18 protein-coding genes are annotated in these 14623 nt (G+C 64.1%); 1 reads left to right on the top strand and 17 read right to left on the bottom strand.

The window, feature by feature from the left end:
- The first annotated feature begins 10 nt into the window (after nt 1-10).
- Nucleotides 11-3058, top strand: coding sequence for a bifunctional [glutamine synthetase] adenylyltransferase/[glutamine synthetase]-adenylyl-L-tyrosine phosphorylase (locus tag J1M87_RS09080; protein ID WP_206489231.1), 3048 nt, complete (start codon nt 11-13; stop codon nt 3056-3058).
- Here the strand turns inward: J1M87_RS09080 and J1M87_RS09075 are convergent.
- The 17 genes from J1M87_RS09075 to J1M87_RS08995 all read right to left on the bottom strand — a co-directional run bounded on the left by J1M87_RS09075 (nt 3055) and on the right by J1M87_RS08995 (nt 14578).
- Entirely contained in the window at nt 3055-4038 is a 984-nt protein-coding gene (locus J1M87_RS09075; RefSeq protein WP_206489230.1) for a glycine betaine ABC transporter substrate-binding protein, read from the bottom strand. The genes J1M87_RS09080 and J1M87_RS09075 overlap by 4 nt on opposite strands.
- A complete protein-coding gene (locus tag J1M87_RS09070) occupies nt 4038-4754 on the bottom strand; it encodes an ABC transporter permease (RefSeq protein WP_341243403.1) in 717 nt (238 codons plus the stop codon). The genes J1M87_RS09075 and J1M87_RS09070 overlap by 1 nt, the downstream gene beginning before the upstream one ends.
- A 104-nt stretch (nt 4755-4858) precedes the next feature.
- Nucleotides 4859-6091 carry an ABC transporter ATP-binding protein gene (locus J1M87_RS09065; protein ID WP_206489228.1) on the bottom strand — a complete coding sequence of 411 codons (1233 nt, stop codon included), beginning with the start codon at nt 6089-6091 and terminating at the stop codon, nt 4859-4861.
- Nucleotides 6084-6734 (bottom strand): ABC transporter permease, encoded by a 651-nt coding sequence (locus J1M87_RS09060; protein ID WP_206489227.1) that lies wholly within the window; start codon nt 6732-6734, stop codon nt 6084-6086. The genes J1M87_RS09065 and J1M87_RS09060 overlap by 8 nt, the downstream gene beginning before the upstream one ends.
- 558 nt (nt 6735-7292) lie before the next feature.
- Complete coding sequence (locus J1M87_RS09055) at nt 7293-7601, bottom strand: hypothetical protein (protein WP_206489226.1); 309 nt, start codon at nt 7599-7601, stop codon at nt 7293-7295.
- A gap of 674 nt (nt 7602-8275) precedes the next feature.
- Nucleotides 8276-8722 carry a hypothetical protein gene (locus tag J1M87_RS09050; RefSeq protein ID WP_206489225.1) on the bottom strand — a complete coding sequence of 149 codons (447 nt, stop codon included), beginning with the start codon at nt 8720-8722 and terminating at the stop codon, nt 8276-8278.
- The gene (locus tag J1M87_RS09045) at nt 8715-9110 is read right to left on the bottom strand and encodes a hypothetical protein (protein WP_206489224.1); all 396 of its coding nucleotides are present in this window, start codon (nt 9108-9110) and stop codon (nt 8715-8717) included. Before J1M87_RS09045 ends, J1M87_RS09050 begins: the two co-directional genes overlap by 8 nt.
- A 3-nt stretch (nt 9111-9113) precedes the next feature.
- The gene (locus J1M87_RS09040; RefSeq protein ID WP_206489223.1) at nt 9114-10004 is read right to left on the bottom strand and encodes a major capsid protein; all 891 of its coding nucleotides are present in this window, start codon (nt 10002-10004) and stop codon (nt 9114-9116) included.
- A gap of 13 nt (nt 10005-10017) precedes the next feature.
- Complete coding sequence (locus J1M87_RS09035) at nt 10018-10383, bottom strand: capsid cement protein (RefSeq protein ID WP_307830768.1); 366 nt, start codon at nt 10381-10383, stop codon at nt 10018-10020.
- Nucleotides 10380-11039: a hypothetical protein gene (locus J1M87_RS09030; RefSeq protein ID WP_206489222.1), complete on the bottom strand. Its 660-nt coding sequence runs from the start codon at nt 11037-11039 to the stop codon at nt 10380-10382. Before J1M87_RS09030 ends, J1M87_RS09035 begins: the two co-directional genes overlap by 4 nt.
- Nucleotides 11036-11440, bottom strand: coding sequence for a helix-turn-helix domain-containing protein (locus tag J1M87_RS09025; RefSeq protein ID WP_206489221.1), 405 nt, complete (start codon nt 11438-11440; stop codon nt 11036-11038). Before J1M87_RS09025 ends, J1M87_RS09030 begins: the two co-directional genes overlap by 4 nt.
- Nucleotides 11437-11781: a hypothetical protein gene (locus J1M87_RS09020; protein WP_206489220.1), complete on the bottom strand. Its 345-nt coding sequence runs from the start codon at nt 11779-11781 to the stop codon at nt 11437-11439. Before J1M87_RS09020 ends, J1M87_RS09025 begins: the two co-directional genes overlap by 4 nt.
- Nucleotides 11778-12047 (bottom strand): hypothetical protein, encoded by a 270-nt coding sequence (locus J1M87_RS09015; protein WP_206489219.1) that lies wholly within the window; start codon nt 12045-12047, stop codon nt 11778-11780. Before J1M87_RS09015 ends, J1M87_RS09020 begins: the two co-directional genes overlap by 4 nt.
- 7 nt (nt 12048-12054) lie before the next feature.
- Nucleotides 12055-12366 carry a hypothetical protein gene (locus J1M87_RS09010; RefSeq protein WP_206489218.1) on the bottom strand — a complete coding sequence of 104 codons (312 nt, stop codon included), beginning with the start codon at nt 12364-12366 and terminating at the stop codon, nt 12055-12057.
- Nucleotides 12367-12507: 141 nt separating this feature from the next.
- Nucleotides 12508-13425 carry a hypothetical protein gene (locus J1M87_RS09005; protein ID WP_206489217.1) on the bottom strand — a complete coding sequence of 306 codons (918 nt, stop codon included), beginning with the start codon at nt 13423-13425 and terminating at the stop codon, nt 12508-12510.
- Nucleotides 13425-14321, bottom strand: a complete 897-nt coding sequence (locus tag J1M87_RS09000; protein WP_206489216.1) for a tyrosine-type recombinase/integrase — start codon at nt 14319-14321, stop codon at nt 13425-13427. The genes J1M87_RS09005 and J1M87_RS09000 overlap by 1 nt, the downstream gene beginning before the upstream one ends.
- Nucleotides 14321-14578 carry a hypothetical protein gene (locus J1M87_RS08995; protein ID WP_206489215.1) on the bottom strand — a complete coding sequence of 86 codons (258 nt, stop codon included), beginning with the start codon at nt 14576-14578 and terminating at the stop codon, nt 14321-14323. The genes J1M87_RS09000 and J1M87_RS08995 overlap by 1 nt, the downstream gene beginning before the upstream one ends.
- Between the last annotated feature and the right edge of the window lie 45 nt (nt 14579-14623).

The raw sequence follows: 14623 nt of genomic DNA, 5'->3' as shown, positions 1-14623 counted from the left end.
GTGGATTCTGATGGTGCGTCCCCCCACGTCCAGATCTGTCGTTCCCGGACCAGGCCGTCTCGGTCTGGTCGAAGAAACCGCGCCGTCCGACCTGCGGACCCTCGGTTGGACGGATGAAGAAAGCCTCGAGCTGCTCTGGTCGCTGTCCCGCGCCCCCAATGCCGATCTCGCACTGCGCACCCTCGTGCGCTTGTACGAGCTGCTCGGTGCCGGCTGGTCGGAATTCGATGCGGCGTTGCGAACGGACAAGGGATTCCGCGGTCGCCTTCTGGGACTGGTCGGCGCATCGAGCGCTCTCGCCGATCATCTCGTCGCGGACGAGAGCACCTGGCGTCTGCTGCTGACCGAGAAGGGCAAGGGCAGCGGAGTCTCCGCGAAGGTCGAGCTGCCCACGAAGGCGACGTTGGTGGCCGAACTTCTCGAGGTCGTCGGTGCCGAGCCCGAGACCGGACCCAATGCCGCGCCGGACCTGTACCGCGCCTCGCTCACCGGACCGCCGGCAGTGATCGCTCTGCGAAAGAAGTACCGCGACCAGATCATGGTGCTGGCGGCGTACGACCTGGCAGCAACCGTCGAGAACGAACCCGTACTGCCGTACACGGTGGTCGGATCTCAACTATCGGACATGGCCGACGCAGCGCTGACCGCGGCATTGGCGGTCGCTGTGGCCACCGTGTGCCCGGACGCCCCGTGTCCGACGCGCCTTGCCGTCATCGCGATGGGCAAATGCGGTGCTCGCGAACTCAACTACGTCTCGGACGTCGACGTCGTCTTCGTCGCCGAGCCCGCCGACGCGCAGGCCAGCCGCATCGCAGGTGAAATGATGCGCATCGGATCCTCGGCGTTCTTCGAGGTGGACGCGGCGCTGCGCCCCGAGGGCAAGCGCGGCGAGCTAGTTCGCACCCTGGATTCGCATGTGGCGTACTACAAGCGGTGGGCCAAGACCTGGGAGTTCCAGGCGCTGCTCAAAGCCCGTCCGATGACGGGCGACATCGCTCTCGGCACCGATTACGTCGACGCCGTCAACCCCATGGTGTGGTTGGCCAGTCAGCGCGAGGACTTCGTACCCGAGGTTCGTGCGATGCGGCGCCGCGTCGAGGAGATGGTGCCTGCCGACCTCCGCGAGCGCGAGATCAAGCTCGGACGCGGCAGTCTGCGTGACGTCGAATTCGCCGTCCAGCTGCTCCAATTGGTGCACGGTCGGACCGACGAGTCGCTGCGTGTGCTCGGCACGACAGACGCTCTGACGGCACTGACGGACGGCGGCTACGTCGGCCGCGACGACGCCGCGAACTTGACGGCATCCTACGAATTTCTTCGGTTGATCGAACACCGCCTGCAGATGCAGAGAATGCAGCGAACTCACACACTGCCGCCCCAGGACGACGAGGAAGCGCTGCGGTGGCTCGCTCGCTCGGCGCATATGCGACCGGACGGAAACAACGACGCCCTCGGTGTGCTCAACGCCGAGATCAAACGCAACGCGAAGCGTATTCGACGGCTGCACGCGAAGCTGTTCTATCGTCCGCTGTTGGATTCGGTGGTCAAGTTCGACTCCGAGACAGTGCGATTGACTCCGGATGCGGCGACGCGTCAGCTCGCCGCTCTCGGCTATGCCGCTCCCGAGAACGCGCTCGGCCACTTGCGTGCGCTCGTCGGTGCAGGCACTCGGCGCGGCCAGATTCAGGCGGTGCTGCTGCCGACCCTGCTCGAATGGCTCGCCGACACCCCCGACCCGGATGCGGGACTGCTCAACTATCGGCGACTGTCGGAGTCGGCAGGGGAGCAGACGTGGTTTCTGCGGGTACTGCGCGACGAGGGCGCGGTGGCGCAGCGACTGATGATCGTGCTCGGCTCCTCGGCGTACGTACCCGATCTGCTGATCAAGGCCCCCGAGGTCATCCGGTTGTTCGTCGACGGACCGACAGGCCCACGCCTACTCGATGTCGAACCCGAGGAGACGTACCGCGCCATCCTGTCGTCCTCGGCTCGGTACGAGGACCCGGTGCGCGCGATCAATGCGGCGAGGGCGCTGCGGCGGCACGAGCTTGCCCGCGTGGCCTCTGCGGACATTCTCGGCATGCTCGACGTGCCCCAGGTGTGCCGAGCGCTGTCGTCGGTATGGGCGGCGGTGATCAACGCGGCACTCGCGGCGGCGGTGCGCGCCAGCGAGAAAGAACGCGGCGAACCGGCACCGGCCACCCTGGCCGTCATCGGAATGGGACGGCTCGGCGGAGGTGAGCTCGGCTACGGCAGCGATGCCGACGTGTTGTTCGTCTGCGAGCCGGTGGACGGCGTCGACGAGACCGTTGCGGTCAAGTGGGCCAACACCATTGCCGATCGCATCCGCAAACTGCTCGGTGCGCCCAGCACCGATCCTCCGCTCGAGGTCGACACCGGTCTACGACCGGAAGGCCGCAACGGGCCGGTGGTGCGCACCCTGTCGTCCTACGCTGCGTACTACTCGCAGTGGGCCCAGGCATGGGAAGTTCAAGCCCTTCTTCGGGCACATCAGGTCGCCGGCGACCAGGACCTCGGCATCCGATTCCTCCTGATGGTGGACAAGGTCCGCTACCCCGAGGGCGGAGTATCCGCCGATGCGGTCCGCGAGATCAGACGGATCAAGGCGCGAATCGATTCCGAACGCCTACCCAAGGGTGCCGACCCCGCCACGCACACCAAGCTGGGCCGCGGGGGACTGGCCGACATCGAGTGGACCGTCCAACTCATCCAGCTCAGGTACGCACACAAGGTTCTCTCGCTGCACAACACCTCGACCCTGCAGTCGTTGGATGCGATAGGTGCGGCGGAACTGATGAGCGAAACCGATGTGGAGTTGCTGCGCGAGGCATGGATCCTTGCGACGAAGGCACGCAATGCGCTGGTGCTCGTGCGCGGCAAGCCGACCGACCAGCTACCTGCGCCGGGTGCCGTGCTCTCGGCAGTGGCGCAGGTAGCAGGCTGGGAAGACGGCGATGCAGGAGCGTTCCTCGACAACTACCTACGTGTCACGCGTCGCGCGAAGGCAGTGGTGGAGAGAACGTTCGGCGGCAGCTAGTCACTTCCCACGGTGACGAAGCCTTCCTTGACCATCCAGTCGCGTGCGACATCGGCCGGTTCACGGCCGTCGACGTCGACCTGCTTGTTCAGCTCGGTGATCTCGTCGTTGGTCAGCGCAGCGGAGATCGGTGCGGTGATCTCGGCGATCTGCGGGTACTTCTCGGCGATCGACGACCGGATCACGACGGTGGCGTTGTACCGGGGGAAGAAGTTCTTGTCGTCCTCGAGCACAACAAGATCGAGTCCCTTGATGCGGCCGTCGGTGGTGAACACTTCACCGAACTTGCACTGCGAACCGTCTGCGGTTGCCTGGTAGATGATTCCGGTCTGCAGAATCTGGCGGGGTACGGCATTGGGGTCGAAACCGTACGTCGCTGCCAGGCCGGGAAATCCGTCTTGTCTGGAGTTGAATTCGGTCTCCACACACAACGACGCTGCGGCCGGATCGCGCGCCACGAGAGCCGCGTAGTCCGACAGTGTCTTCACACCGGTCTGTGCGGCGGTCGCCTGGTTCATCGCGAGCGCGTACGTGTTGTCCATCGGCGCTGGATTGACCCACACGATTCCGTTCTTCTTGTCGCCGTCACGAACGGCATCGAACTGCTCGGTGGCGTCGGTGATGGGAGTCTCGTTGCCCTGGTAGTTGATCCACCCCGTACCGGTGTATTCGTAGGACACATCGACCTGCCCGGCGATCATCGCCTGGCGGGTGCTGTTGGATCCCGAAATGTTCGTCAGGTCGCGGACGTCGGCACCGGCAGCGGAGAGAGCGAATTCGAGAATGTAGCCCAACACGATCTGCTCGGTGAAGTCTTTCGATCCGACGGTCAGTTCGGCACCCTCGAGACCCGGCATGGGTTTGATGCTCCCGGGTTCGACCGACAGCGGCACCGCACTGCCGGATTGCAGTCCGCAGCCCGCCAGTGCCATCGTGCCCACTGCGCACAGAACGATGAGTTTTCTTGTCGAGCGCCACATCAGCGCAGTCCTTTCGGTCCGAGAAAGGCCTCGGCCAGCGCGCCGAGCCAATCGACGAACAACGCCAGGGCGACGGCGAGGACGGCTCCCACCACGAGGATCAACGGCTGGTACAGCTTGTACCCGGTATCGATCAGAACTCCGAGGCCGCCGGCCCCCACGAGGAAGCTCAGTGTGGCCGTACCGACCGCGAGCACCAGCGAGGTGCGCAGTCCAGCCAGCATGTACGGCACCGCCAGCGGAAACTCGATTCGCCACAGGATGCCGCTGGACGACATGCCTTGTCCGCGTGCAGCATCGATGTAGCTCGGATCGACCTGCTGGAAGCCCAGCATCGTGTTTCGGAGAACGGGGAGCAGTGAGTAGAACGCGATGGGCAGTACGCCGATCCAGAAGCCGGTCTTGCCCGTCGCGAGGAACAGCAATACCAGCAGACCCACCGCCGGGGCCGCTTGCCCGATATTGGCGATACCGATGAAGACCGGTGCCAACTTTCGGTAGCCGCTGCGTGTCAACAGGATTCCCAGTGGCACAGCGATCGCCAGCACCAGCGCGGTGACAACGAACGTGATGGCGACGTGCTCGGACAGGCGCTGGAACAGGGTGCTCGCGTTCAGCGTCTCCTTCTGAGTGGCACTGAGATCGCGGGTGAAGGTGTAGGCAAGCAGAACGACGACGACCAACAAGATGATTGCGGGTTGCACCAGAAGGCGAATACGTTCCGCACGCTTGGCCGCCTGCTGTGCCGATCGCGCGAAACCCTCGTCCGCCGAGCCGTCGTCCGCGGACGAGTCGACTGCAGAGGTCTCCGCGGAGGTCGTCACGACGCGTTCCCTGTGGTCACGTCGTTGCGAGCAACGTCCGGATCGGGATCTTCAGCAGTGTTGTCGTGGTCGTCGTCGTGGTCGTGGGCGTGCTGCGATCGAATGGTCTTGATCGTGTCGATCAGCGCCTCGATGGTGATCGTTCCGGCGTACTCGCCACGCTTGCCGGTGACCGTGGCGGTCGCGTTGCCCTCGGCGAGTAGCGCCTCGAGCGCGTCTTGCAGCGTGGACTGAGTCGACACCATTTCGCCCATCGGCACGCCGACATCGCGCAAGCTCTTCGCGTTGGTGAGGTGGCGTCGATCGGTCCACCGAATCGGTCGCCTCCGCGCGTCGAGAATGATTCCCCACGCTTCTGGGTCCCGTCCGAGTGCCGTGCTCATCGACTCGACCGACTCGTCCTCGCCCATGACCGGAACATCGGACAATTCGATGTCTCGTACACGCATCAACGTCAACTGTTTCAGCGCTGCACCGGATCCGACGAACCCTGCGACGGTGTCGTCGGCTGGATTCGCCAATACTGCTTCGGGTGTATCGAATTGAAGGATCCGGGACTGGTTGCCCAGTACTGCAATTCGATCTCCGAGCTTGACGGCCTCGTCGAAGTCGCGGGTGACGAAAACGATCGTCTTGCCCAATTCGGCTTGCAGGCGCATCAATTCGTCCTGCAGCAAACCGCGTGTGATGGGGTCGACGGCACCGAAGGGCTCGTCCATTAGCAGTACCGGGGGATCGGCAGCGAGCGCGCGTGCAACACCGACGCGTTGCTGCTGGCCACCGGACAGCTGGCGCGGATAGCGCTCGCGGTACAACGACGGATCGAGACCGACCAGGTCCAGCATTTCGTCCGTGCGATCCGATATTCTCGACTTCTTCCAGCCGATCAGACCAGGAACCATGCCGACGTTCTCGGCAATCGTCATGTGCGGGAACAACCCTGCCTGCTGAATCGAATATCCGATGGTGCGGCGCAGCTCGTTCGGGTTGATCGACAGTGCATCTTCACCACCGATGGTGATGCGTCCCGATGTCGGTTCTATCAGCCGGTTGATCATGCGCATGGTCGTGGTCTTGCCGCAGCCCGACGGCCCGACCAGCACGACGACCTCACCGGCAGGGATCGTCATGGACACGTTGTCCACGGCGGCGTCCTTTTGGCCCGGGTAGCTCTTGGTCACGTTCTCCAAGACGATTTCTACGCCGGATACGGTTGTGTTCTCACTCACGGATACCCCTCGAGGTGGTCAGTTTGCCGATCACGACGTAGATCCCATCGAGGATCAACGCCAGCAGGACGATCAGGACAGTGCCGGTGAGGGCCTGTGGGACGGCCGTGGGGCTGCCCACGCGCGCGAGCCCGGAGAACAGCAGATTGCCCAGACCAGGTCCTTTTGCATACGCGGCGATGGCCAGGATGCCCATGGCCAGCTGCGTGCTGATTCGCATCCCGGTCAGAATCGACGGCCAGGCAAGTGGAATCTCGATGCGACGCAACACGAGAATGCGGCTCATCCCGATTCCGCGCGCGGCATCGGTGACCGCCGGATTGACCGAATCCAAGCCGACCACCGTGTTTCGGATGATCGGGAGCAATGAGTACAGGACCAGAGCGGTCACCGTCGGTCGAACTCCCAGTCCCAATATCGGAATCAGCAGACCCAACAGAGCGAACGACGGAATCGTCAGCACGGTGCTGGCCAGGGCTGTCGCGATGGCGGATCCGGCCGGACTGCGGTACACGAGGATGCCGATCGCGACGCCGATGACGGTAGCGATGATCACGCATTGCACGACGGCCGAGACGTGCAGATAGGAGTCTATTGCCAACTGCCTTCGTCGTCCGACGATGAATTCCCACAGTGCGTCCATGAAGTTCGTCATCCTCTGTTCGCCCTCTAGCAGATACGAGTCTTTACCCCGCGTATCAACTATCAAACGCCGATCGGGTCGAATCTTGTTGCAATTTGCGAGAATCGGCATGAAATGGAAACAACCTGGAACGCGAAACGCCCGGCCGAAAGGTGCTTCGGCCGGGCGTTTTCGTACGTGCAGTTATCGACTCACACGTCGTAGTACAGCGAGAACTCCCTGCTGGGGGTTTGTATCGAACGGACCCGAACGGTGAGTCGGCCTGACCTGCGGCGTCAAGGTTTGCTGGGTTGGATCAACTGTGACTGAAACGGATCTCCTGCGGACGCTCTGCGGACGGAGGGCTTCAGGCAGGCGGAGAAACCTCGGTCCAGGCCCCGACGGAAGGCGCGGCGGCGGCAACGATCGATAGCTGTCCGCTCGGGCTCGTTTTGATGGCATCGCCGATCCCCACACTCACAAGCAACCGCGGGCCTCCCGCGAGCCATACGACCGGACCGTTGGAGGTGCTTTGGTGTGACCAACCCTGGTCGAGCTGCCACCACTTGCGGCTGGCCACTACGCCTGTTCCTTCTCGGCGTTGATCTTGGCGTACCGCGCTGCGGCCTTCTTGTCGTGGTAGGCGAGCAACTCCTGGCCCTCCTGGCTGAACTTGCCAGCTTGCGCTTCAGTGACCAACTGTGTGAGTCGATCGGCCAATTCCGTGGCCTCCTCGAGCGAGAAGCTCAGACGGACTGACGGTTCGTTGGCCTCGGGATCGCCGGTGAGGTTGACGACGACACTCGACGGCGTTGGTTCACCTCGGTCGTTGTCGTGCGGTGGGAGAGTCATGGCAGTCAGCTTCAGCGGGCGGTAGAGACTCATCATGGTGTGCATGGTCAGGAGTAAAGCAGACTTACCGGTTCGTCGCCTTATGCCCTACGAAGGTTCTGGGTCCAGGTGATGGTTCGGGCAACTGATCCGCGTCTCGCGGATCGTGGGTGGACGGTTGCGGGGCATCGCCACGGTGAACTTGGTGACTTCGACTTCAAGCTGGCTGCCGCACTCTTGGCAGCGGCGTCCTCGCGGATATGTCAGCTCAACGGTTTTTCCCATCCGCCGATCGTAGGGCAGATAGGACCTCTTGGGCCGTTACCGTCCTGTTACTTTGAAAGATCGAGCGGGGGAAGGCGATGGCCAGCCTGATTGCTGCCTGCGCTGCTCAGGCCTGCTTGCTGGGAGCATTTGGGGCTCCGTAAAAAAAGACGCATGACTACCCGGAGTCAGGAGCGCACCCCGGGGGGTCTAACAATTTCGAGGGGGATAGCGGAAGGCCCCACGGTCCCTGTGTCGGGTCGTGAGGCCTTCGGTGTGGCGCTGGCCGGGTCATTGCCAGGAAGAAGGAGTAGCGCGGCCCTGGGGCTGCAGCACTCTGTGGCCTGGCTATCCGACCATGCATTCCTCTGCACCGCCGATGAGCTGATCGGTCGAGGTGAGTTTGACGCCACGGGATCCATCCCGGGGGCTACCCCTGGGGGGAGGGGTGCTAGGTCGTGAGGCTTCTACCTGAACCACTCCGCTTCTTCAGCCACTGCACGTTCGCCGCCGACGCCGTGGCCGATCGCGTTGATCGGGACCGCAAACTCGTCGGGTATCGATGCGAGAGTGTCGGCCATCGTCGGGTCGGCTTCGATCATTGTCACCCAGTGCGACACCCGAGCAGGCGTGATCTTGCCCTTGCCGAGAGCTGCGTGCACCACCTCGGTGACCTTGCGCTTGGTTTCGGCTGCGGCGAGGATGCGGCCCTGTTCGGCATCATGACGGAGCTGCGTCAGCACCGTGGGTGTGAGGCCGGCTGCAGCGGCGATCTCCTCGGGCTTTGGTTCCGGCTTGGTCACCAGATCTTCGACGGTGGATACGACAGTCTCGGCATCGGCGTCCTCGGGAAGTCCGAGAGCTTCGGTGAGCCGATTCCAGAGTTCGTTGGTCAGTGCGGGACGGTCAGCCATTGGTCTTGTTCTCCTGTTCGGTGAATGCGGCGATGATCTCGTCTTTGGTCATGCCGTCGGGGTCGAGGCCTCGCTCACGGGCGTAGTCCTGCCAGACCGACTCTGGCGCGACATTCCTGGGTCGCTCCGCTGTGACAACGGCAGGTGCAGCGAGGTCAGCTTGCTCCTGCTTCTCCTCGGGCCGATCGAGACTCGGGGGTGTGGCGGCAGCGGCTTCGGTGCTGTCGGGTTCCGGGGAGTCCGCCTCCTCGGCCTCGAAGACACCGAAGCGCTCGTACGTGGCGATCACGTCATCGTCGATGTCGACGGTCTGGCCGTGTGTCGCCATGCGGGCGGTGCCGTTCTCGGTCCACGAAAAGAGCGCGTGCGCAATGGTTTTCAGTGCCATTGTTCAGCCTGCCAGTCCGGTGATCTTCTTGATGGCGTAGGGCTTCTCGACGGCCATCGAAGGCACGCAGTAGCCCTGGACCCACTTCGAGCGGGTCGAGCGATCGTCGTAGCTCTCGACCTTGAGGGGCTCCTCGAATCCGACGACGCCGGCCTGTCCCTTGGCGACGGCGTATCCGGTTCCCGCTGCGATGCGGGGGCTGGAGAACATGCCGTTGGTGAACCCGTTCGATTCGAGTACGGCGGCGAGGTCTTCGCCGTAGGCGACCTTCAGTGCTCGAGCCTGATTCGGGTGCAGCACGAGCAGGTCGTGCGCGATGCCGAGCTCCTGCAGGTCTGCGGCGAGCTGCGCGTCGGCGAAGTCGGCGGCCGGGCGGCCAGCGTTCGGCGTCAGATTCGCTTCGGGGCCCGTGGTGATCACGGTCGTCCAGTTGTGGCCGACGAGAGTGTTCTCGGCTCCGAGGCTCGCCTCGACCGCGGTGATTGCGGCGTCGTTGAGCTTGCGGACGATGGTGTTCGTCAGCTGTGTCGTCTGCTGGTCGACGTAGGACACGTCGTTGCGGCGGATTTGCTCGTCGAGGACCTGGAATTTTCCACCCCAGTCGATGACGGGGGCGAGTCGGGGTTCTGGGTTGACTCCCTCGACGACCGTGTATTCGCTACCGGGAGTGCGTCTTTCGATGTCGGCCGCAGTGTAGAAGTCGGAGGCCTTGATGACGGAGTAGAGGATGCCACCGCCCTCGACTCTCAGCCCGGAAGAGGTGAAGAACTTGTCGAGAACCAGCTGCGGATCGGCAAGTGCCGCGATCCGATTGCGCAGGACGCTCGGCTGATTGAGGGCAACATCAACGGTGAGTCTGCGTCCGTTGAGCTCGGGGATCAGTGCGTTGGGCATCGGTGAAAGCCTTTCAGTAGAGGGAGATTTGGGCGTCGGTACCGGATGTGGCACCGGTGACGGCGTAGCCGACGGCGATGCCGGAGGCCTTGGTGACGACCTGCCCGGCTGTGCCTACCTCCACCTCGGCGTTCGCGGCGATGGTTCCTGAAGCTCGGACGAGGACGACGCGCCCTGCGCTACGAGCGATCGAGACGAGCTCGCCGACGGCGGCGTCGTCCTTGGCCACTCCGAACGCGCGCCCCGCTGCCGGGCAGGGGGCGACTGCGATGTTGCCGCCGGAGCGGTTGCCGGAGATCCCGACGAGTCGCTTCGCGAGGACTGCGGTGGTGGCAATGGCGGTGACGTCGGCACCGGGTGCGTACACGTTCACGTTCACGGGTTGTTCCTTTCGATGATGTCGAGCGCGGCTTGTGCTCGGCGGTGTCGGCGGCGCGATGCAGCGGCCCGGATGAGCACGCGCTGTCGTGGGGTGAGGGTCGAGCTCGGGCCCGACGCGGCGGAGAATCGGAGGGTGACGGGGGTTCCTGCCGATGCGGCGACGGAGGTGAGCCAGTCGGTGTTCTGGGCGACCGACTCGGCTACTCCGTAGAGCGAGGCAATGTCCCCGATGGTGGCAAGGGTGCCGATGCCGGGCCGGGTGACTCCCAAGAGCGCGACAGCGGTCAGCGCGAGGGGGTGCACGGTGCCGTCGGGGAGGGTGAGTCCGTGAACGGCTTCGACGGATCGGTTGGGGTAGGCCGATGCTGCGATGTCGGCGAGCCAGGCGGGGCAGCCGACGAAGTCGCCGACCAGCGTGTTTCCGCCGTCGGTGGTGCGGAGGTTGTCGACCCATCCGAGCGCCGGCTCTCCGTCGAATCGAGCGTCGACGTGTCCGAGCTTGAGGATCGGTTTGGGTAGTGCGCCGGAATTGTGGGCGGCGACGGCTGCTGCGATGAGCTCGGTGGTGACGATCCACTGTCCGGTTGAGATGTCCCAGGTGCCGGTCTTGACGAGTTCGACACCTGGGATCGTGCGGAGGTCAACCACGGTCACCCCTGGGCGGCACGCTCCCGAACCGAGTCGGCCTCGAAGAGCCACCTTCCCGCGACGCAGCGAGCGCGGAGGGTCCCGCGTTGTGCGAGCGCTCGAGCGTTGCCCGGTGTGCAGCCGAGGATGTCGGCGACTGCGTCGGAGGTGAGGAGGTCATGGAACGGATCATGCCCGACAATCGGTAGCGTAGCTAAGGACATGTCGTCCGCGTCATGCATCGCGTCACTTGCTGGGGTGCGGGCGGCAGCGCGTAGCCGGACGCGGAGTTCGATCAGCCACTCCGTGGGCCGAGATCCGTTTCGTCGTAGAACCGCCTCGAAGTGGTCAAGTGCTTTCGCGATACCGTCGGCGTCGGCTGCGGTGATCAGGACTGCGTTCGTGACCCGCAGCGGCGGTGAGTTCACTGCTCGGGCTCGTCTCGGTCCAGCTCCCACGGGCCGACGTCGTCGGGGCCGATGTGGTCGTCGGCTCGGGGGTCGTCTTCCGCAGTCAGCGATTCGTCCACCTCGGCGTAGGCGAGGGGGAGTAGCCGATCTCGGATCTCCGATGCCTTGCCGATCAGCTCGGGGCAGACGTCGAGGACGAGATTCAAGAGCGCCATGATCAGGAAGGGTGTTCGGTTCGCGTCGTCGGCCTCGATGATGATCTGCTTCTGCCCGGGCTCGTTCCCGTCGAGCCAGTGGGCGAGAAGTGCCGCGGCGCGTCGGCTGTCTGCGAACGGTAGGTCTGCAATGGGGTTGCTCATGGTGTGTCGAGTCCTTCGATTGTGTCGATGATGTTGTCTGCCAGTCGAATTGCTTCGCCGACTGTGAGGTTGAGGGTGGTAGCGAGGTGGGGCATTGCGAAGTGGACGCGCGGGGGTTCGGTGCCGTTCCGGCTGCCCAGGTGCACGCAGATTTGCTCGCGGTGATCGGGGCATTTGCCTGTCGAGGATCGATGCAGGTTGGCGCAACCGTCGGCGTCGCAGACGGACTGTTCGTTCTTCCGTTTGCGGCCCTGGCTGCTGGTCATTGGTGGGTTAGATTCGATCAGCTGCATCAGCGAGCACTGTGAGCGAGGCGGCCAGTACGCGTGCGTCGTGCGGTGTCATCGACCACGGACCGAGCTCGATGGAAACGCCCGGTCCCTGCTCGAATACCGCTGCAGCTCTGATGGTTTCGAACTCCTGGCTTCGGTCGTTGGTGAAGGTGTGCCAGTGGCGGTCGACGTGAAGGCGGGTGCCGTCGGTGCCGGGGTGGTCCGGGTCGTGCGGTAGCTCGGACCACGGCGCGAGGACGGGCTCGATCGGTGGTGTCGGGTGCTGGTGGTTGTTCCATGCGCTGGTGGTCATCGTGCGCCTTTCGGGGTTCTGGTCAGGTGTGGGCGGCAGGTCAGGCACGGGATCGGACGGCCGTCGAGGTCCAGCCTCGGCGGCACCGCGGGTTGTGGGGATCTGCGACGTCGTCGTCGACGAGTTCGCCGGTTCGGTCTCTCATGCGCCTGCCTCGATTGCCCATTGCGGTTCCTGCGGTTCAGACGTCATCTGGGCGGCGATTGCTCCCCAGCCGGCGACCTTCTCGGACGCGCTCATTGGGCCGTTGCGATCGGGTGTCCTCGACGGCAGAGCGTCGTCGAGCCAGCGATCCTGGTTCAGCCACGTCGTCGGGTGTGCGGTGAACTGGTCCTCGCGATTTGGATCAGTGGCGTACCGGTGCGCCGCCGCGAGGATCTCCTCGACGTCCGCTCGGCGTAGAGCTTTCTCGTAGGCCTTGATCGCCGCGCCCTTGCCCTGCCGTCTCGGGTAGGTCTGCCAGAACTCATCGAAGCCATCGGGATCGGCGGGCTTCACCGCTCGCGGTGAAGGAGTCTTTTGTAGTTCTGGTGAAGAGGGTCTGGTGTAAAGGGACTGGTGGTCGGCAGTCTGGATTGCCGGTCTAAGTGGCTCAGATTGCCGGTCTAACTCGTCCAGATTGCCGGTGTAACTGTCAGTTTGAGTGGCAGCCTGGACTGCCGGTGCAACCTCGGCAGTTACGACGGCAGTCTGGACTACCGGTGTAAGTGGCATTTCACCGGCAGTCTGAACTGCCGCTGCAAACTCGTCGGGAATAGTGAGCCGGTAGACCGTCGACTGCTTGTTGCCGCGTCGTCGCGGTGCCTTCGCTGTGAGTTCCAGGAACCCTCGACTGCACCCGATGTCGAGGGCCGTGCGGACGGTGCGGTCGGACATGTGCCCGACCGTTCCGCCGACCGTGGCGAGGCTCTCGGCAATCCGCTGGATACCCGGGTGCGCGTTCGTACCATCCGCATCTGTGTAGGACTCGAGCTCAAGCAGGACGCGGCGCGTGGCCTCGGTTAGGTGGGCGTCGCGCACCACCACCCGACGCCAGGCGTACCGCATCGAGTCGGCCATCAGGCAACCCCACCGTCCAGCTCATCAGCGAGGCGGTCGATCGAGGCGGCAGCGCGGCGACTGTTTGAAGCGAGGTAGAGCGTCGTGGTGCTGAGGCTTTCGTGCCCCAAGCTGGTCTGTACGTCTCGCACGTCCGTTCCCAGATCGGCCAGCCTGGTGGCGAAACGGTGACGCAGTTTGTGCAGCGTGCAGTCGATCCCGAGGCCGTGAAGGAACCTCGACGCCACCTTCGTGACGTCGTGGGGTTGGGGGTGTGTCCCGAGCGCGTTGGGCAGCAGGGGCCCACTCGTACGTCCGAGCAGTGCCACCTCTTTGAGCACAGCAGGTGGTACTCGGACGATGCGATCTTTGCTCCCCTTCCCGTGAACGGTCAGGTATGCGCCGCCATCGTCGTCGGGCCGGAAGTCCTCGGCTCTGCATGCGGCGACCTCGGCCGCGCGGAGCCCGCAGTATCCGGCCAGGAGGAGGGTCACGTGGAGTCGCTGATCGAACTTCGACGCCGACAGTGCGACCCGTAGCTCCGGCTCCGAGATCGGCCGTGAGAGCCGTTTCGGCACTTTCGGCACCACCATGCGGCGAGCCGGGTCCGCGGCGACCAGGCCCTGATCTTCGGCCCATCGATAGAAGGCTCGTACGTGGATCGTGTAGGTCGAGATCGCGCTCACTGAGACGCGGAGGGAGTCCTGCCAATCTTCGAGCATGGTGAGGGTGACAAGCAGTAGCGGCGTGCCGTCGAGCCACTCGACGAGCCGTCTCAGTGTGCCTTCGCGGGATGACATGGTGGCCGGTGATTGGTTGCGGCGTTTGAGCGTTCGGAGGTGCTTGCCGATGAGATCGGAATTGGACGGCATCGTGGAATCGGTTTCGACGACGCGGAGATGAGCCGGTGCGGTCATCACAGATCACCGGCCACGCGGAGTAGATCCTGTCGTGCTGACGTGAGGGCCTCGAGCAGTCGGTCGATACCGTCGACGTTGAGCATGGTCTCGGGGTCGGTGCGTACGGCGACGAACGGGATCGTTCCGTCACCGTCGACACGCGCCTCGACGGTCACGGAAAGGTTGCCGCATCCGAACAGGCCCTCGATGTGGCGATCCTGCTCGTCGTCGAACGACAGCCAGTCGATCTCGGTGAATGGGTCTACGATGTTCATGAATGGGCCTTCCTGGTGGGAGTTCGGTTCGTTGCCTTCGACGCC

This window comes from Rhodococcus sp. KRD162 (assembly GCF_017168335.1).
In the GTDB taxonomy this organism is placed as follows: domain Bacteria; phylum Actinomycetota; class Actinomycetes; order Mycobacteriales; family Mycobacteriaceae; genus Rhodococcoides.
This window is presented reverse-complemented; position numbering and strand designations above follow the sequence as displayed.